The 18,314-nt window shown below is 56.6% G+C and carries 20 protein-coding genes; 17 read left to right on the forward strand and 3 right to left on the reverse strand.

Features of this window, described 5'->3' with window-relative positions; translation table 11 throughout:
* Positions 1-96: 96 nt before the first annotated feature.
* The 9 genes from V6Z53_RS26365 (at position 97) to V6Z53_RS26405 (ending at position 7,706) form a co-directional block, all read left to right on the forward strand.
* A complete protein-coding gene (locus V6Z53_RS26365; protein ID WP_338582534.1) occupies positions 97-360 on the forward strand; it encodes a DUF2790 domain-containing protein in 264 nt (87 codons plus the stop codon).
* Positions 361-907: 547 nt separating this feature from the next.
* Positions 908-2,155 (forward strand): ribonucleotide-diphosphate reductase subunit beta, encoded by a 1,248-nt coding sequence (locus tag V6Z53_RS26370; RefSeq protein WP_046042310.1) that lies wholly within the window; start codon positions 908-910, stop codon positions 2,153-2,155.
* 389 nt (positions 2,156-2,544) lie between these two features.
* Positions 2,545-3,078 (forward strand): Bro-N domain-containing protein, encoded by a 534-nt coding sequence (locus V6Z53_RS26375; protein WP_338582535.1) that lies wholly within the window; start codon positions 2,545-2,547, stop codon positions 3,076-3,078.
* A gap of 116 nt (positions 3,079-3,194) precedes the next feature.
* On the forward strand, positions 3,195-3,911 hold the full coding sequence (locus V6Z53_RS26380; RefSeq protein WP_338582536.1) for an HNH endonuclease: 717 nt from the start codon (positions 3,195-3,197) through the stop codon (positions 3,909-3,911).
* 278 nt (positions 3,912-4,189) lie between these two features.
* Positions 4,190-5,404 (forward strand): S-type pyocin domain-containing protein, encoded by a 1,215-nt coding sequence (locus tag V6Z53_RS26385; RefSeq protein WP_338582537.1) that lies wholly within the window; start codon positions 4,190-4,192, stop codon positions 5,402-5,404.
* Positions 5,401-5,631 (forward strand): hypothetical protein, encoded by a 231-nt coding sequence (locus V6Z53_RS26390; RefSeq protein WP_338582538.1) that lies wholly within the window; start codon positions 5,401-5,403, stop codon positions 5,629-5,631. The genes V6Z53_RS26385 and V6Z53_RS26390 overlap by 4 nt, the downstream gene beginning before the upstream one ends.
* A gap of 391 nt (positions 5,632-6,022) precedes the next feature.
* Entirely contained in the window at positions 6,023-6,994 is a 972-nt protein-coding gene (locus V6Z53_RS26395; protein WP_338582539.1) for a hypothetical protein, read from the forward strand.
* 119 nt (positions 6,995-7,113) lie between these two features.
* Positions 7,114-7,431: an XRE family transcriptional regulator gene (locus V6Z53_RS26400; RefSeq protein ID WP_338582540.1), complete on the forward strand. Its 318-nt coding sequence runs from the start codon at positions 7,114-7,116 to the stop codon at positions 7,429-7,431.
* A gap of 11 nt (positions 7,432-7,442) precedes the next feature.
* Positions 7,443-7,706, forward strand: coding sequence for an XRE family transcriptional regulator (locus V6Z53_RS26405; protein WP_338582541.1), 264 nt, complete (start codon positions 7,443-7,445; stop codon positions 7,704-7,706).
* 48 nt (positions 7,707-7,754) lie between these two features.
* Here the strand turns inward: V6Z53_RS26405 and V6Z53_RS26410 are convergent, their stop codons facing one another.
* The gene (locus tag V6Z53_RS26410; RefSeq protein ID WP_338582542.1) at positions 7,755-8,813 is read right to left on the reverse strand and encodes an MBL fold metallo-hydrolase; all 1,059 of its coding nucleotides are present in this window, start codon (positions 8,811-8,813) and stop codon (positions 7,755-7,757) included.
* A 214-nt stretch (positions 8,814-9,027) separates the two neighbouring features.
* On the opposite strand from V6Z53_RS26410, the gene V6Z53_RS26415 reads away from it, so the two are divergent.
* The 3 genes from V6Z53_RS26415 to V6Z53_RS26425 all read left to right on the forward strand — a co-directional run bounded on the left by V6Z53_RS26415 (position 9,028) and on the right by V6Z53_RS26425 (position 11,076).
* A complete protein-coding gene (locus V6Z53_RS26415) occupies positions 9,028-9,639 on the forward strand; it encodes a TetR/AcrR family transcriptional regulator (protein ID WP_338582543.1) in 612 nt (203 codons plus the stop codon).
* Between the two features lie 124 nt (positions 9,640-9,763).
* On the forward strand, positions 9,764-10,297 hold the full coding sequence (locus V6Z53_RS26420) for a DUF1003 domain-containing protein (protein ID WP_338582544.1): 534 nt from the start codon (positions 9,764-9,766) through the stop codon (positions 10,295-10,297).
* 56 nt (positions 10,298-10,353) lie between these two features.
* Complete coding sequence (locus V6Z53_RS26425) at positions 10,354-11,076, forward strand: CTP synthase (RefSeq protein WP_338582545.1); 723 nt, start codon at positions 10,354-10,356, stop codon at positions 11,074-11,076.
* A 122-nt stretch (positions 11,077-11,198) separates the two neighbouring features.
* Here V6Z53_RS26425 and V6Z53_RS26430 read toward each other — a convergent pair whose 3' ends face one another.
* A complete protein-coding gene (locus V6Z53_RS26430) occupies positions 11,199-11,525 on the reverse strand; it encodes a DUF2025 family protein (protein WP_338582546.1) in 327 nt (108 codons plus the stop codon).
* A 218-nt stretch (positions 11,526-11,743) separates the two neighbouring features.
* On the opposite strand from V6Z53_RS26430, the gene V6Z53_RS26435 reads away from it, so the two are divergent.
* The 4 genes from V6Z53_RS26435 to V6Z53_RS26450 all read left to right on the forward strand — a co-directional run bounded on the left by V6Z53_RS26435 (position 11,744) and on the right by V6Z53_RS26450 (position 16,402).
* Entirely contained in the window at positions 11,744-12,871 is a 1,128-nt protein-coding gene (locus V6Z53_RS26435; RefSeq protein ID WP_338582547.1) for a glycerophosphodiester phosphodiesterase, read from the forward strand.
* A gap of 177 nt (positions 12,872-13,048) precedes the next feature.
* Entirely contained in the window at positions 13,049-13,354 is a 306-nt protein-coding gene (locus tag V6Z53_RS26440; protein WP_338582548.1) for a PepSY domain-containing protein, read from the forward strand.
* Positions 13,355-13,560: 206 nt separating this feature from the next.
* A complete protein-coding gene (locus tag V6Z53_RS26445; protein ID WP_338582549.1) occupies positions 13,561-14,583 on the forward strand; it encodes a transporter in 1,023 nt (340 codons plus the stop codon).
* 202 nt (positions 14,584-14,785) lie between these two features.
* Positions 14,786-16,402, forward strand: a complete 1,617-nt coding sequence (locus V6Z53_RS26450; protein WP_338582550.1) for an inorganic phosphate transporter — start codon at positions 14,786-14,788, stop codon at positions 16,400-16,402.
* A 100-nt stretch (positions 16,403-16,502) separates the two neighbouring features.
* Here V6Z53_RS26450 and V6Z53_RS26455 read toward each other — a convergent pair whose 3' ends face one another.
* Positions 16,503-17,405 carry a LysR family transcriptional regulator gene (locus tag V6Z53_RS26455; protein ID WP_338582551.1) on the reverse strand — a complete coding sequence of 301 codons (903 nt, stop codon included), beginning with the start codon at positions 17,403-17,405 and terminating at the stop codon, positions 16,503-16,505.
* A gap of 121 nt (positions 17,406-17,526) precedes the next feature.
* Here V6Z53_RS26455 and V6Z53_RS26460 point away from each other — a divergent pair, with 121 nt between their 5' ends.
* On the forward strand, positions 17,527-18,285 hold the full coding sequence (locus tag V6Z53_RS26460; protein WP_338582552.1) for an SDR family oxidoreductase: 759 nt from the start codon (positions 17,527-17,529) through the stop codon (positions 18,283-18,285).
* Positions 18,286-18,314: the final 29 nt, after the last annotated feature.

An 18,314-nucleotide genomic window follows, 5' to 3' on the forward strand; every position in this document is an offset into this window, starting at 1 on the left:
CGAAGGCAGTTAATCAAACAAGCAAGTACTCAAGCTCCACACGCAATCCCAAAAAGATTGCGTGCCCCCTCTCGCCTCAAGAAAGGTAAAACTTAAATGAAAGCTTTATTGGTACTGGCCCTCAGCAGTCTGTGCGCAACCGCCATGGCAGACGAGGTTCAGACTGATGTCGCGCAGCAACAACCCCCTATCGAGGAATACACTTACTCGATGCACCTGGACATCGCCAAAGTTATCTCCATGAGCGAAGTTCCCAATGTGTGTGAAGTTGTCCCGATGAAGATGGAATATGACGACTCCAAAGGTCAGCGGCATATTCTGCGCTACAGCGTCATGGGTAACGGCTGCTCCAGCGGTTGATAGTGACTGCACCGAATCGGATCAATTCAGCGCTTGCTTAGGGTCGATTCCAGCCCGGCTTCGGTCGGGCTCAGTTGTGTTTGCAGTCGTCGAAAAGCGTTCGGAAACACAAGATGTAGTGAAAAAAGCCATTTTTTGATTGTTTTTTGAGCAAAAGTGAATTCGAGCAAAAATTACGAAAAAAAATCTTCACCCGCCAAAGCCCTGTAAACCCTCGCTCCGACCGAAAAACCCGCCCTCTCGTCCGCTCCATGCGCGGATTCGCCCCACCACGTCCGTAAAAATTTCCCTATAATGCGGCCTTAAACGGGCCTGCAATATCCCCTTACAGGGATGAATAGCCAGTCTGAAGCCCCGCAACGGCATTCGATGCTGATTGCGCCCATCAGAGGCTCTCGGAACCCCGTAAAAAATTCTGTTTTATTGCCTGCCTTGGCCGGTGCAAAAACGATTCCTTTAGATCCAACGCGGTCAGTACGACCGTGTGAAATACCAACCAATCAATTTCACACGGGCAATCTGGCCCTCACGCAGGAGACGACACGTCATGCTGAGCTGGGACGAATTCGACAAAGAAGACACGGAAGTAGCAGTCAAGGGCACTAACGCTGGCCACGCCACCGAAGCCAACATGGACCGTCTCGACAGCGCCGGCGGTGCCGCCGCCCTGGAAGCCCGCGCCGTGACCGCCGCTGACTCCGCCGCCGTTGCCCGCGCCAAAGCTGCCCTGGATTCGCTTGACGTCGCCGAAGGCCTCGCCGAACTCGAAGGCGCCTCCGCCCGTGTCGCCGTTGACGAAAAGCGCATGATCAACTGCCGCGCCGACCTCAACCAACTCGTCCCATTCAAGTACGACTGGGCCTGGCAGAAATACCTGGACGGCTGCGCAAACCACTGGATGCCGCAAGAAGTCAACATGACCGCCGACATCGCCCTCTGGAAAAACCCGGAAGGCCTGACCGACGACGAGCGCCGCATCGTGATGCGCAACCTCGGTTTCTTCTCCACCGCCGACTCCCTGGTTGCCAACAACCTGGTCCTGGCCGTGTACCGCCTGATCACCAACCCGGAATGCCGCCAGTACATCCTGCGCCAGGCCTTCGAAGAGGCGATCCACACCCACGCCTACCAGTACTGCATCGAATCGCTGGCCATGGATGAAGGCGAGATCTTCAACATGTACCACGAGATCCCATCGGTCGCGAAAAAAGCCACCTGGGGCCTGAAATACACCCGTTCGATCTCCGATCCGAAGTTCGAAACCGGCACCGTCGAAACCGACAAAGAGTTGCTGCGCAACCTGATCGCCTACTACTGCGTTCTGGAAGGCATCTTCTTCTACTGCGGCTTCACCCAGATCCTCTCCATGGGCCGCCGCAACAAAATGACCGGCGTCGCCGAGCAGTTCCAATACATCCTGCGCGACGAATCCATGCACCTGAACTTCGGCATCGACGTGATCAACCAGATCAAAATCGAAAACCCGCATTTGTGGGATGCCGAAATGAAGGAAGAAGCCTCGCAGATGATTCTGCAAGGCACCCAGCTGGAAATCGAATACGCCCGCGACACCATGCCTCGCGGCGTGCTGGGTATGAACGCGGCGATGATGGAGGATTACCTGAAGTTCATCGCCAACCGTCGTTTGTCGCAGATTGGTTTGAAGGAAGAGTACCCAGGGACGACTAACCCGTTCCCTTGGATGAGCGAGATCATGGACTTGAAGAAAGAGAAGAATTTCTTTGAGACGCGGGTTATTGAGTATCAGACTGGTGGTGCGTTGAGCTGGGATTGATTCCAGAGCTAGCCGCGATTTGACGACTTGAATCGGCAAATCGAACACTAAAGAGCCCCGATTTGATCGGGGCTTTTTTATGGAGTAGGAAATCTCTTACTCGCATTCTCAGTAATTGTAAAACCTCCTACAGCAATTCCAGCGCCTTCCGCATTGATAACCATTAGAAGCGCTTCTAAGCTCTATTGCAGGTGCCTAAGAAACGCCCAACGTAGAAGCTAATTTCCTCACACAGACCGCGTGCCGGCATCAGCCATGTATGCGAGATTCTGTATGTGAGAGATAGAGCTCGTTGGGATTTCTAAAGTCCTCTACGTCGGGTTCCGGCCCCTTCAACTTCATACGTAGAGGTAATGGATATGCCTGCAGAAACTCTCCCCCGATCAGTCATGCCTGATTCTTTCACTCCATCAATCTTCACCCGACACAACCTCTGCCTTCACGCCATCCTCCTTGAAAACCAGCCATGGTTCTGCGCCCGGGATATCGGCCGGTTGATGGGCGTCCATCTGAGTGATCGTATGGTTAGCAAACTGGATAAGGATCAGCGTCGTGTTTTGTGGATTGAGTATTTTCGGCAACCAGAAAAACAGCTGATGCTCAGCGAGTCGGGTGTGTATGCGCTGTTGGTGTATCACTACGTTCCAAGTAATCGGTTGCTACGTGAGTGGTTGACGCATCAGGTCGTGCCCGCTTTACGCGACGCCGAATCGTCGGTAAATCCAGATAGGCCAATGCTGAGTTTGTTGGACTGGCCGGAGATGTCGTTGAGCCTGCTGCATTGGCAGGATGAAGGATGGATTCGGTTGCGGGACATGCCGTACCTATTAAGCGGTAGCACGCAGGGATGCGTGCCGGTGACTAAGCCTTGGTGGCGGAAGGTAGCCCAAGTGTTTCAAACGCCTAAGCATTCGATGGGTTAAGTGAAGTGTTTGTAGGAATACTTCAGAGAACGGTCGCTATTTTCTGTAGGAAATTTCATAGACAGTCGTAGTGGCCACTCAGTATCGTCCGAGGGTTATCAACCCTCGGCGGTTTTATGGATACGAAAAAAGAAGATATCGGCTGGACTGACGACGAATTGGCAGCTTCGGTCGACGCGTATCTCGCAATTCAGGCTCGATACCCAAATGATGAAAAATTCAAAAAATCTGAGGAACACCGTCTTTTGCAAGACAGCGTGCTCCCAGGTCGCAACTACAATTCCATCGATTACCGCCTAAAAAACATTTCCGCTTTGTTCAACGAGCTTGGCCTGAAGACAATGTCCGCTTACAAGCCAAAGGAACATCTTGGCTCAGGAATAACCGCACGCCTCAACAAAATTCTTCAATCCAAGGGACTTTTGACGCTGAGTACCGATAGGCCTATTGCTGATAATGAAGTCCCAACTCGAGTAGTTAAGAAGCGAGGTAAAAAACAGGACTTGGTGAGTGAACCTGAAGGTGTTTTGATCCCCCAGCAAATGGTTAGTATCACCAGGTCTTTCGTTCGGACATCTAAAATCAGACAGTGGATTTTAGAGAACGCTAAAGGTATCTGTGAGGGGTGTCGCCAACCAGCTCCGTTTGAGATGGATGGGGCACCTTATCTTGAGGTTCACCACGTTAAGCACTTGGTACAACAAGGCACAGATCGTCGGAGCAATACCGTAGCACTGTGTCCGAACTGTCATCGTCGCTGTCATCATTCGAGTGACCGAGAGGCGTTCACAGCTTCACTTTATACAAAAGTGAAACGGTTGATACCCGAATAAGCGAGCAAAGAAAAACCCGTGGCGAGGGAGCTTGCTCCCGCTCGACTGCGTAGCAGTCGCCAAACCAGAAAACACCGTTTGCCCGATATGTCGCGTTAGCGGATTTTGGGGCCACTTCGTAGCCCAGCGGGAGCAAGCTCCCTCGCCACAATTCAGAGAAACAGAGACATTTCCTAACGTCATTCGAGAAGCATCCTACTGCCACGACACATCCAGTTCGCTAACGTCGCGCAGCCCGTTTACAGGGTTGCCGATGGACGAACGCACAAGGACAGTCAGTGGCTGGCAACAAAGACATTCCCAAGGTTAAAAACCCACCTTCCGGTGACGGCCATCACGTCACCTACCGCTTCATGACGCCCAGCGAACTGGCCGAGCGCGAAGCTCGGCAAAATGCCTACGAGGCCATGCTCGCCAGGCAAGACGACTACATGCGTAAGCGCCAGGTTGCCGAGGTCGAACAGAAACCGGTTCAAGTCGGATGCGTCTTCGCCAAATCCTGCAAGCTGCCGGATGCGGTCATCAATTACTCCAATCCCTCGGGGATGGTGCCGACCGACAGTCTGAAGGACTACGGCGAAATCGCCTGGCTCGGGGCTCGCGAGGCAGACGATGGCGGGTTGCTGAATCTGCAAACGATCAGTGGGAGTACCGTTGCGCTTGGCATCGGCCAACTGGCGCTACGCGTTCCCTCTCTTATCGTCCCGGCGATAGGTGCTGTCGGGCCTGCTGTCTCTGCTGTTCTTGGCGGTCTGGTCGCGATTTTCTGGACGCCCAGCCTCGGCGACAGCGCCCTCTACAGCGAAGACCAACTCCGCGCCCTCAATCAGGCCCGCACTCGCGTGCGCCTGCATATCGAACAGCAGGCCGACGGCAGCCTCAAGGGTTACGGTTTCTACACCGGAAAGAACCGCGATTGGGAATTGGTCGATGTCGTGCAGATCGGTTTGCGCGACAGCCAATACGTCGCAGACCTGGGAGAAGGCGTCGCACTGATCTGGACCCCGGCTGAAGACGGCTCCGACATTCTCGGCATCCCCGAACTGGAAGCCGCCCCGCAGGCGCCGCACATTTGGGTTTACCCGCCGACGAAACAGGCTGACAGCATCATCGTGAATCCGGTTTATCCGCCTGAGTACAAGGATTTCATTCTTGTGTTTCCGGTGGGGTCGGGGGTTAGGCCGGTTTACATTGTTATCAGTACGCGAGCCGGGGATCACGAGTACTACCCCCCTCCGGATGTACTTCCCGCATATCCTGATGCGAGAGTGGTGGGTCGCAAGACGGCCGTTCAAGGTGGAGGAGGACTTCGTAAAAGATGGAAAACATCAAAGGGATTAATTCTGGAGTGGGACTCTATGCATGGGACGGTCGAAATGTATGACTCCAGAGGTAACCCCCTGGGAGAGCACGATCCAAACACAGGCAAGCCAACGTCCATATCAAAGAACAAAAACTCGAAAAAAGGTAAAAAAAGGAGGGTCGAACCTTGAGATTTTTATTAGAAGCCTTTGACAAAGACACCGACTTTCAGATGTTTGTAGTTGAACTTCCGCAAGGTCGAGATGAGCAAATCAAAACCATCATGGGTTGGACGACAGAGCAACAGGGCTGGGAAGGCTACAATTTGAGTCCGCAGCAATTGGTGGAAATTGAAAAACTGGTAGGAAAGTCCATTGACCAAGCACGTTGCTACTTTCAACTCACGTGCAATGGATGAAGCGCCATCAATTACGCATACCCAATAAAAATACCTAGCAGCCACCTGTTCGGCTTTTTGTCCGTTGTCTTGCAAGCGTATTGAAGGAAACCTATGGCGAGGGAGATTGCTCCTGTCCGACGCGCAGCAGTCGCGAATCCGCGCAACACGGTTGCCCGGATATACCGCGTTTTCAGGTTTTGGGGCTGCTACGCAGCCCAGCGGGAGCAAGCCCCCTCGCCACAGTGTCGGTGCTCGACATGGATACTGTGTCGTTGATGGGAATCGCGAGCAGGCTCGCTCCTACAGGTTTGGTGGGTTACCGGAAATTTGCGGTGTGTTGAAGACAGTGAGTGCAACTCGAATCGCCTCCCGCTATTAATACCCTTCCCCTCACGGACCCGAGCCCGTCATGAAATTCGACCTCGCCTACTGCCTCAGCCTCGACGCCAAGCTGTCGATCTATGACGTTCGCGATTTGAATTTCGACGAGACCATGGCGTTCGATTCCGCGAAAGAGCATTTCCAGTGTCCCAACGATGCCTGTCGTTTGGCGTTCGACGCAGTGAATGAGTTGGGCACGTTCAACGCCAAGAATGTGAATTACGTACGCACGCCGCACTTCAAGAATCTGCCGAGTACGCGGCATGTCGAGGGCTGTCCTTATGTCAGCCTGAAGACACCGGCATCGGGTGTGGAGGCGGAAGGTGCGGAAACGGATGACAGCCGTGAGGAGCATTTCCCGTCAGAGCTGTTACTGACTCGGCGTGAGTATGTGCGTAAGCCGTCCAGCCCGGCGGTGGGTGCAGACACTCAGCGGGATGAGCCATTAACGCCATCGGTGACCAGCAGCGTCGAGCAGCCTAGCCGCGATTCGGCACCCGACAAAACCAGCATCTTCGCCCACCCCGTGGAATGCTTCGTGTCGAACTTCGACGACAAGGACCTGCTCAAGCGCATGCCGCTGAAGATTGGCGAGCACACCGCGCCTTATGGTTCCTTCTTCAAAAAGATCGAGTACCTGCAGGACAACAAGGGGCTGATTTACTGGGGCAAGATCAAAGAGATCAAGGATTACACCCAGAGCTTTCGCATCGATTTCGAGAAGAAGGTCTGGTTCGAGAAGAAGCCGTATTCGGTCAATGTTTACCTGAGCAAGAAGCTGATCGACACCTACCGTAAGCGCAAGGCGTTCCTGGAGGAGATCAAGCACGCTATCGACAGTGGACGTGAGTTGTATTGCTTCTTTTTTGGCGTGACGCCGGAGTTGAAGCAGGTGCCGAGCAAGAAAAAACCCGAGCAGACGTTCGGGGTGTTCAGCGCCAACATCGAGAATCTGGATCACTTTATCGTGCGGGAGGCGCCGGGCTTGGTGGATAAATAAGCTCGATGCCGTTCGTCTGGCCAAAAACACAAATCAAAAATTGCATTTGATCCCGGCTCAAAACAACTGTACAAAAACACAGTACATTTTGAATCAACACTCTCGAGCCGGAGAACACCATGGCCTCTCAAGCGATGAAAATCACCCTGGAACGTATCGCCCTTTTTCAATTCACCCCGGCCCACTGCGCCCAGGCCCGAGCGATGTTGGGTTGGAGCGTGGAAGAGTTGTCGCGGGAGGCTTCGGTTTCTGTTGACGCGATTGAGCGGTTCGAAGCGCAGCAGGATGTGCTGGATGTCACTCGGTTGGCGTTGGCGTATCGGTTTGAATCGGAAGGGTTGGTGTTTTTCCCGGGGTTTGCACCGGGTAGAGGGATGAACTTGAGAGGGTCTACGCCGAACCCGGTTGGGCGGACGGATTTTGCGATGGTTGAGTGAGGCGACGACGGATGAATGAGATCGACGATAGTGGCAACTGCGTTTATGAAGCACTGGGTATTCCAGATGCCAGTGATATGCGGACCAAATCTGAACATGTGATGAAGATTGGCCTAATGCTGGAAAGCGGTCAGCTGAGTAAAACTGAGGCGGCGCAGAAGCTTGGATTGTCTGTCGAAGAACTGAACGAAATACTTCGAGGAAAGTTTCGTGAGCTGAGCGTGGAAAAGATCTCGAATTACCTCGACCTGCTAAAAACGAGCGCAGCAGACTGATTTGGGCAGGGTTCCAAGCCGATCGGTGGATCGGCTTGGATAACCACTTCACGCGCTCTGCACAGTCGCTCGCTCACTCTCCCCTTCCACCGCCAACCACCACGCTTCCCCACGTTGCGGATGCATCAGGTTGAACGCTTCGCCCATCTGCGGCGTGGTAATCGAAACGCTGCGTTCCCAGGCCAACGCGAGAATGCGGTCGAAGGGTTCGTACCAGGCGTGGGTCGACAGGTCGAAGGTGCCGTTGTGGATTGGAAGCAGCCAGCGGCCCTTGAGGTCGATGTGGGCTTGCAGGGTTTCTTCGGGTTGCATGTGCACGTGCGGCCAGTCGACGTTGTAGGCGCCGGTTTCCATCAGGGTCAGGTCGAACGGGCCGTATTGTTCGCCGATGCGTTTGAAGCCGTCGAAGTAGCCGCTGTCGCCGCTGAAGAAGATGCGGGTGGCGTCGTCGATCATCACCCACGAGGCCCATAAGGTGCTGTTGCCGTCGAACAGGCCGCGGCCGGAAAAGTGTTGCGACGGGGTGGCGATGAACTGGATGCCATCGACTTCAGTGCCTTGCCACCAGTCCAGTTGACGGACTTTGCTGGCGTCGATGCCCCACTTGATCAGGGTGTCGCCGACACCCAGCGGAGTCAGGAAAACATTGGTCTTGTCGGCCAGTTTGAGCACGGCCTCGTAATCGAGGTGGTCGTAGTGGTTGTGGGAAAGGATGACCGCTTCAATCGGTGGCAACTCGTCGATGCTGATCGGCGGTTGGTGGAATCGCTTCGGGCCGGCCCATTGCACGGGCGAGGCGCGTTCGGCGAAGACCGGGTCGGTGATCCAGAATTTGTCCCGCAGTTTGAGCAACAACGTGGAATGGCCGAGGCGATAAACGCTGTGGTTCGGCGCAGCCATCAGCGCCGCTTGGGTCAGCGGTTGTACCGGGACGGGCGCTGTCGGGCGGGTGTCGCGCGGTTTGTGGAACATCGCGTTCCACAAGATGCGCAGGGTTTTGCCAACGCTTAAACGCTGTATCGGTGTGTGGTTTTGGAACTGCCCTTGTGCCTGCAGCGAGGCTTCAGGCGTGGACGCGTTACTCGCCGGGGAAACTGAATTGGCCATATCTGAATGACTCCAGAAAAACCGCACGTTTACGATTTTCCGCTTGGGACGATAAATGGCCAAGGCACGCACGCATCAGCCGAACACTCTATTTTTGACTGGGCAGGATTAACAAAACATTACACTGCACAGTGTAGTTTCAAGGTTGCATCAAAGCCGATCACAAGTAAACTGCTGAGTGTAATTTCCTTTTTTTTCCTGCCGAAGCGTATTTATGACAGCTCCACAGCGCCTCACCGACCGTAAACGCGAAGCCATCATTCAGGCGGCGATTGCCGAGTTCCGTGCCAACGGTTTCGAGATCACCAGCATGGACAAGATCGCCGCCACCGCTGGCGTGTCGAAGCGCACGGTGTACAACCACTTTCCCAGCAAGGAAGAGTTGTTCGCCGAGATCCTCAATCAGTTATGGGACCGGGTGACGGCAGAACAGGAGACGCCCTACAGCCCTGACCTGCCGCTGCGTGAACAGATGAAGCGAATTCTGTCAGCCAAGCTGGACATGATGGGCGATGACAATTTTCTCGATCTGGCGCGGGTGGCCATCGCCGCCGCCATCCATTCTCCCGAACGTGCGCAGAGCATGGTTGCCCGTATGGGCGAGCGTGAAGAAGGCCTGACCGTGTGGATTCGCGCCGCCCAGGCCGATGGGCGTTTGAAAGCGGTTGCCGCTGAATTTGCCGCGCAACAGATTCAGGGTTTGCTCAAATCCTTCGCCTTTTGGCCGCAGATTTCCATGGGTCAGCCGGGCTTGACGGCCGAGATGCAGGAAACCGTGGTGGAGTCGGCGCTGGACATGTTTTTGGCCAGTTATCAGTTGCAATAAATGACAAGGTCGACGGCGGCGACCAACGACTGATGACGCTGACTTCAACGACGCAATATGTTTCAGAATGAAACTTGCGCTGAGGCTATAGTGATCCTCAGTCCAGCGCCTTGCAGAGAGCATCATGACGACCACGAGCAACGAAACCGCCGCCCCTGTCGATCACCTGCGTTTCCATCGCCATCACGCCCATCTGGCGCCGACATTTGGCAATGACAAGTTTGCTCTGCGCGCCGAAGCGTTTGCGCGATTCTTCGGTACACCTACCTTTCTCGGCGCACAAACGCTGATCGTGGTCGCCTGGGTGTGCCTCAACCTGACCGGTTTCGCCCACTTCGATGCGTACCCGTTCATCCTGCTCAACCTGGCCTTCAGCCTGCAATCGGCGTATGCCGCGCCGTTGATTTTGTTGGCCCAGACCCGACAAGCCGCTCGGGACAAGGCCCAGTCCGATGCCGATGCGCAGCATCGCGAAGCTTTGGCCGTAGCCAACAGCGAACGTCAGGCGCAAGCGGCGCAAAACTCCGCGCAACTGCTGGCGTTGCTCGAGCAAAATACCCACCTCACGGAAATGACCAAGGCCCTCACCGAACGCATCGAAAACCTGACCACGGAAATGCATCAGCACTTTGTGCGCAAGGATGAGCCAAAGGACTGAACGGTTTCACGGTAGTTTCAGCGATTACAAGAATTCAACAAGTGTAGAGATCACTCATGGAAAATCGCGTCATTCGCATCGCACTGATCGGTGATTACGACCCGCAGGTCACCGCCCACCAAGCGATCCCCGTTGCCCTGCGCCTGGCTGCCGAACATTGCGACCTCGATGTAAAGGGGCAATGGCTTGCCACCGATAGCATCGAAACTCAAACGTCTCTGGATGAGTTCGACGGTTTCTGGTGCGTGCCCGCCAGCCCTTATCGCAGCATGGACGGTGCGCTGCGGGCGATTCGTTTTGCCCGCGAGCAACAGCGACCTTTCCTCGGCACCTGCGGCGGTTTTCAACACGCGGTGCTGGAATATGCGCGCAACGTACTCGGTTGGTCGGACGCCGAACATGGTGAGACCTCACCGGATGCAACCCGGGCATTGCTCACACCGCTGACGTGCTCACTGGTGGAGGCGGTCGACAGCATTCATTTGCTTGAAGGCTCGTTGATCGCCAAGGCGTATGAAACGTCTGAGATTCATGAAGGCTATCGCTGTCGCTACGGTGTGAATCCCGAGTTTGAACAAGCGTTGCTGAAGCAGGCACTTCACGCCGTCGGTCATGATGCTGAACAAGGCTTGCGTGCGGTCGAGCTCAATGGTCATCCGTTCTTCGTTGCCACGCTGTTCCAACCGGAACGCGCGGCGCTCAAGGGCACCCTGCCGCCGCTGGTGCGGGCGCTGGTCGAAGCTTGCGTGGAGCAGCGGAATTATGGGTTTAGTCGGTAAATGATGTGGTGTTCTTCAGGCCGTCATCGCGAGCAGGCTCGCTCCTACATTTGTGAACGACACAGATCCACTGTAGGAGCGAGCCTGCTCGCGATGAGGCCAGACCAGTCAACACAAAATCATCAACCCCGCACCAAACTCCGCACCGCCGAAATCTCCGGCACCTCTCGCCGATCCATGTACACCCGCAACGGTTCGGTGATGTTGATCCGGTCGTCGATGTTCTGCTCCAGCAGCAACTGAATCAATTCACGCTTGAGGGTCATGGCCTTCTCAGGGCCGGGCGCCCAGACAAATTCGCTGGTGGGGATGATGCCATCGTCGGCCACGTCCATGCCGAAGGCGTCTTCGCTGAAGCGCACGATGTAGTGGCCGGTCTTGCGGTTGAGGCCGACGAAGCCTTTGAGCTGGTCGGCAGCCTGGCAGATGAGCTCGGAAGTGATGCGCATGGTAAACCTCACAGTGGTGATCGTTGGTTTACACGCAGGCGAGCGAATGGCGTTCCCTCTTCCGGGGTTTACCGAGGGCAAGCGTACTGCAAACAAGCGCACAAAAGCGCTGACGAAAATCAGCTTTACGCACGTTTATGTCGGTCTCGCGATAGCGCTGGCAACGCTCAGTTGTTAAAAGGGACGTCTGTGAAAATCATCGCGAAAGGATTTCGAACATGCCTGCAACCTTCACCAAAAGCACCCTGCTGCTGAGTCTGCTGCTCGGCCTCGGCCAGGCAAACGCTGCCAGCGAGCCCAGCCCCACGGCATTGGCCACGCGCCAGGGCATTCCGCATCCGGCGGTGATCGCCCACCGTGGCGCGTCTTTCGATGCACCGGAATCGACAACCGCCGCGTACAAACTGGCCCGCGACCTCGGTGCCGATTATCTGGAACTGGACCTGCAACGCAGCAAGGATGGCGTGCTGTTCGCCCTGCACGACAACAATCTGCAACGCACCACCGACGTCGCCAGCAAATTCCCCGAGCGCAAGGACAGCCCGGCCAACGCGTTCACCATGGCCGAGCTGAAAACCTTGGATGCCGGCAGTTGGTTCAACACCGCTTACCCGGATCGCGCCCGGCCTTCATACGCAGGCCTGAAGATTCTGACCCTTGATGAAATCATCGATATCGCCCAAGGCAACCCGTTGCACAAACCCGGCCTGTACATCGAAACCAAGGAGCCGCAGCAGTTTCCCGGCATCGAACGCGATCTCAAGGACAAACTTCAGGACCGTGGCTGGCTGAGCCCCGCAGGTTCGAAACTGGCGAAAAGCGAGCTGGCGGTCGGTCAGGGCAAAGGCAAGGTGATCCTGCAAACTTTCGAAAAAAGCAGCCTCGAACTGCTGGAAAAGGAAATGCCGCAGGTGCCGAAGATCCTGCTGCTGTGGGTGGGCGAAGGCAACATCGAGCCGAAATCCAAAGTGACGTTTGCCGAATCCGGCGAGAAGGATAAAGCCGCTTACTACGCCAAGCAGCAGCCGAAGGACAAAGCCGAATTCCAGCGTTGGGTCGACTACGCCAAGGCCCAGGGCGCGATCGGCACCGGCCCTTCCGCTGCGCTGACCAAGGGCGGCGATCAGAGTTACTCGGACCTGGTGCAACCGTGGATGAACCAGTACACCCACGATCAGGGTTTGCTGGTGCACGTCTATACCATCGACGATGCCGTGGATTTCCAGAAAGTCATGGACGCCGGCGTCGACGGCATCTTCACCAACCGGGCCAGTGAGTTGCTGAAGTTCTACAAGCGCCCGGCGGCGGCGAGTGTTGATCAGGTGTTGAAGAATAATGGGTATTGATTGGGGACCGAGGCGCGTCCATCGCGGGCAAGCCTTGCTCCTACAAATTGCGTCGCCCCTGTAGGAGCCGAGCTTGCTCGCGATGACGCCGGATCAGGCAAAGGGAATTTTAAGGGTGGATTAAGTTACAAAAGCTAACCTGATCTCACTTAAACAGCTCACACAAGGAATGAACTCATGAAGACTCTGACTGCCCTGTTCACCGCTGCAGCCCTGACCCTCACCGCTGGTTTGGCCCAGGCTGATGTTCCTGTCGACCAGATCCCGCAATTGGTCAAGGATGGCAAGATCAAGCCGCTGGAAGAGCTGAACCAAATCGTGATGAAGCTGCATCCGGGCGCCACGATTACCGACAGCGACCTGGACAACCACTTCAACGGCTACGAGTACGAAGTCGAACTCAAAGACGCTAAAGGCGTTGAGTGGGACGTGGATTTGAACGCCGCCACCGGCGAAGTCCTGAAGAACAAAAAGGACGACTAAGCACACAGCAAAAAGCCGCACGATTGATCGATCGTGCGGCTTTTTTTCGTCTGGAAGTTTAATCAGGCCGAGGTGCTGACCTGCGCCTTCTGGCGAGCGATTGATTGCGCCACATAAGCGTCACAAAAACGTAATCCTACCTTGCGATGATGCGGCTCACGTGAACCTGTAAAACCCGCGACAGGCGCCTCTCTTTGCGAGCTCTCATGAATCACAGCATCGATCAAAGCCATCGCGATCCGGACCTGTTCGGCCTGCTTTACGGTTTCAGTTTTCGCCCCGGTGAGCGCGGTCAGGAAATCGATTCGGCCAGGGCTTTGCGCTGCTTGCAGCAACCGGAAGATGACAAGCAGTTTCTCTGGCTGCACCTGAACCTCGCCCACGCCGCGTGCGAGCGCTGGATGAAAAGCCATCTGGAGTTGCCCGACGAATTTTTCGAAGCCTTGCACGAAGGCTCGCGCTCGACGCGCATCGAGCATGTCGATTCGGCATTGCTGGCGGTGGTCAACGATGTGGTGTTCAACCTCAGCAGCATGGTCTCGTCGGATGTCTCGACGCTGTGGGTCTGTGCCGGCAGTCGGTTGATCATCAGCGCGCGCCTGCAACCGCTGCACTCGGTGGACAAGTTGCGTTCTTCGGTGAAGGCTGGCGAATGCTTTCGTTCGCCGCTGGAATTGCTGGTGCATTTGCTGCGCGATCAGGGCGAAGTGCTGACGCAGATCGTGCGCAAGACCAGCCTCAGCGTGGATCAGATCGAAGATGAATTGCTCTCTTCGCGCCTGTCGACCAACCGCGCCGAGTTGGGCGCCAACCGCCGGGTGTTGGTGCGCCTGCAACGCTTGCTCGCGCTGGAGCCGGGTTCGTTGCTACGACTGCTCAATCGCCCTCCGCCGTGGTTGCAAAAGGAAGACGTCAAGGAGCTGCGCAAATCCACCGAGGAGTTCGCGCTGATCATCAACGACCTGACGGCGCTCGGTGAACGGATCAAGCTGTTGCAGGAAGAAATCGCCGCCAACCTCAACGAACAGAGCAACCGCACGTTGTTCACCCTGACCGTGGTGACGGTGCTGGCATTGCCGATCAACATCATCGCCGGTTTTTTTGGCATGAACGTGGGCGGGGTGCCGCTTTCCCAGGATCCGGAAGGGTTCTGGATTCTGGTGGCGCTGGTCGCGACGTTTACCGTGATTGCCGGGCGCTGGGCGTTTCGCAAGCGGCAGGATTATTAAGATCAAAAGATCGCAGCCTTCGGCAGCTCCTACATTTGAAATGCGACTTCCTGTAGGAGCTGCCGAAGGCTGCGATCTTTTGATGTTGCATTTACAGATCAACGGCTCAACAAAACCCCGAACCCCTGACTTGGGGCAGTCTCTCTGTAACATTTAGCAATGATCATGAACGACACTCCTTCCCTCCTCAGGAATGTCTGGTATGGCTACCCCCACTTTCACCGCTGCTCCGGCGCCCGCCAGTAGTAGCGCCAAGCCGCAATTCGATAAAAAACCCGGCCTGATTACCGTCGTGGTGTTCGTTGCCGTGCTGGCCATCGGGTTGCTGTTTACCGCGTATAGCCTGATGCACGACATGAACGAACTCGGCACGGTGGTGACCACCTGGACGCCGTTTCTGCTGCTGGGTGTGGCGTTGTTGATCGCCTTGGGCTTTGAGTTCGTCAACGGTTTTCACGACACCGCCAACGCCGTAGCCACAGTAATCTACACCCACTCGCTGCCACCGAATTTCGCGGTGGTCTGGTCCGGGTTCTTCAACTTCCTTGGGGTGCTGCTGTCCAGCGGCGCGGTGGCATTCGGCATCATCGCGCTGCTGCCGGTGGAGCTGATCCTGCAAGTCGGTTCATCCGCCGGTTTCGCGATGATCTTCGCCCTGCTGATCGCCGCGATCCTGTGGAACCTTGGCACCTGGTGGCTGGGGCTGCCGGCATCTTCGTCGCACACATTGATCGGTTCGATCATCGGTGTCGGCGTGGCCAACGCATTGATGCACGGCCGCGACGGCACCAGCGGTGTGGACTGGGCGCAGGCCACCAAGATAGGTTACGCACTGCTGCTTTCGCCGCTGGTGGGTTTCGGATGCGCCGCGCTGTTGCTGCTGGCCCTGCGCGCGTTCGTGAAGAACCGTGCGCTGTACAAGGAACCGAAAGGCAACACTCCGCCGCCGTGGTGGATTCGCGGTCTGTTGATCCTGACCTGCACCGGCGTGTCGTTTGCCCATGGTTCCAACGACGGCCAGAAAGGCATGGGCCTGATCATGTTGATCCTGGTCGGCACGTTGCCGATGGCGTATGCGCTTAACCGCACCATGCCCGCGGATCAGGCGTTGCAGTTCGCCGCCGTGGCCGAAGTCACCCAGCAAGCGCTGGTCAAAGCCGCGCCGCAACCGGCCCCGGCCGATCCACGTCCGATCCTGTCCGAATACGTGCGCAGCAAGGAAGCGACGCCGCAACTGGTGCCGGCACTGGCCGCGCTGACCGGCAGTATCGGTGCCGAGGTAAAAGGTTATGGATCGCTGTCGAAAGTCCCGGCGGAAGCCGTGGGCAACGTGCGTAACGACATGTACCTGACCAGCGAAACCATTCGCCTGATGGACAAGAACAAGGTCGGGAATTTCGACGCCGACACCAACAGCAAGCTGCAACTGTTCAAGCAGCAGATCGACAACTCCACGCGGTTCATTCCGCTGTGGGTGAAGATCGCGGTGGCGATTGCGTTGGGGCTGGGCACCATGGTCGGCTGGAAGCGCATTGTGGTGACGGTCGGCGAGAAGATCGGCAAGACTCACCTGACCTATGCGCAAGGTGCCTCGGCGGAAACCGTGGCCATGCTGACCATCGGCGCTGCGGACATGTTCGGGTTACCGGTGTCGACCACGCACGTGCTGTCATCAGGCGTGGCCGGGACCATGGTCGCCAATGGTGGCGGCTTGCAGATGAAGACTATCCGCAATCTGCTGATGGCCTGGGTGCTGACCTTGCCGGCGGCGATTTTGTTGTCGGGCGGTTTGTATTGGTTGTTTACCCAAATCTTCTGACGCTACGCGGACTCTGTAGGAGCAAGGCTTGCCCCGCGATCGAGGCGTCGCGGTTTAACAAAAGCACCGCGTCATCGTTCATCGCGGGCAAGTCTTGCTCCTACAGGTTGTTAGCCGATCGAATGACGTCCCCCAACCAATCCATGAACGCCCTCACCCGCAACGGTAAATGCCGTTGCCGGGCATAAAGCAGCGACACTTCCATGGACGGCGCGTTGAACTGCGGCAACACCTCTACCAGTTCACCGCTGATCAAATGTCTGTGCATGCCCATTCGCGGCGCCTGGATCACACCGAACCCACCCAGGCACGCCGACTCATAGGCGTCGGTGCTGTTGACCGTGATGCTGCCGGCCATCGGCAGCCGCTGCACCTTGCCGTCGACCTCATACACAAACCCTTCGGAGCGTGCGCCCAGCACGCCGACGTAATGCACCAGCCGATGCTGCGCCAGATCCTCCAACTGCTGCGGCACGCCATATCGCTGCACATAGCCGGGGCTGACGCAGTTGACCATGGCGAAGTCGCACAGATGCCGCGCGACCACCGATTGATCGGGCTGCGCACCCACCCGCACCACGCAATCAAAGCCTTCACTGAGCAAGTCCACGCGGCGGTCGGTGCTGCTGATTTCCAGCTCCAACAGCGGATGACGCAGCATGAATTCCGGCAGGCGAGGCATCACCACACGGCGGGCCAGGATGTTCGGCATGTCGACGCGAATTCGCCCCACCAACGTGGCTTCGTCCTGGCGAAACAGGCCTTCGATTTCGTCCATGTGCGACAGCAAATCCTTGCTGCGTTCGTACAGCACCAGGCCGTCCTGAGTCGCTTGAACCTTGCGCGTGGTGCGCTGCAACAGACGCGTGCCGAGCAACGCCTCCAGCGCCTGCACATGCTCGGACACCGTGGACCGGGGTAGACCCAGACTCTCCCCCGCCAAGGTAAAACTCGACATCTCGCTGACCCGGACGAAGGTGCGCAGCAATTCCAGTTTGTTCATGGGCCTGACCCTTATTGTTCGGCTCAACCGACCAGTGATTCCGGTTTAGCCATGTTTATCACCCTGTAGCGGATAAATAAACTTCCTCCCATCCACTGCCCACTGCACTTGAGGAAGCCCCATGAACCGTAAAATCGCACTGATCACCGGCGCCAGCCGCGGCCTCGGCAAGAACACCGCGCTGCATCTGGCCGCCCAAGGCGTCGACATCATCGGCACCTACAACAGCAGCGCTGATGAAGCGCAGGCACTGGTCGCCGAAATTGAAAGCCTCGGCGGTCGCGCCACCCTGCTGCAACTCGATGTTGGGCAGAGTGAGCAATTCGCCGCGTTTGCCATCAAGGTCGACCAAGTGCTGCGCACACATTTCGACCAAGAACGCTTCGATTTTCTGGTGAACAACGCGGGGATCGGCCTGCACGCGAACTTCGTCGACACCACGGTCGAGCAGTTCGACTTGATGGTGAACATCCATTTCAAAGGTCCGTTTTTCCTCACCCAAACACTGCTGCCACTGCTCATTGACGGCGGACGCATCATCAACATTTCCAGTGGTCTGGCACGGTTCAGCCTGCCGGGCTACGGCACCTATGCGGCGATGAAAGGCGCAATGGAAGTGCTGACGCGCTATCAGGCCAGGGAACTGGGCGCGCGGCAGATTTCGGTCAACACCCTGGCACCGGGTGCGATCGAGACCGACTTCAGTGGCGGCGCGGTGCGTGACAACGCTGAGGTGAACAAGATGGTGGCGGGCAATACCGCGCTGGGCCGCGCCGGTGTGCCGGATGATATTGGCGCGGCGATTGCACTGCTGCTGGCGCCGGGAAGCCAGTGGATCAACGGGCAGCGGATCGAGGCGTCGGGTGGGATGTTTTTGTAAGTCGCTGCCAAGTCAGCACAAAACCTGTG

Origin of the sequence: Pseudomonas sp. MAG733B, assembly GCF_036884845.1 — a bacterium.
GTDB lineage: Bacteria > Pseudomonadota > Gammaproteobacteria > Pseudomonadales > Pseudomonadaceae > Aquipseudomonas.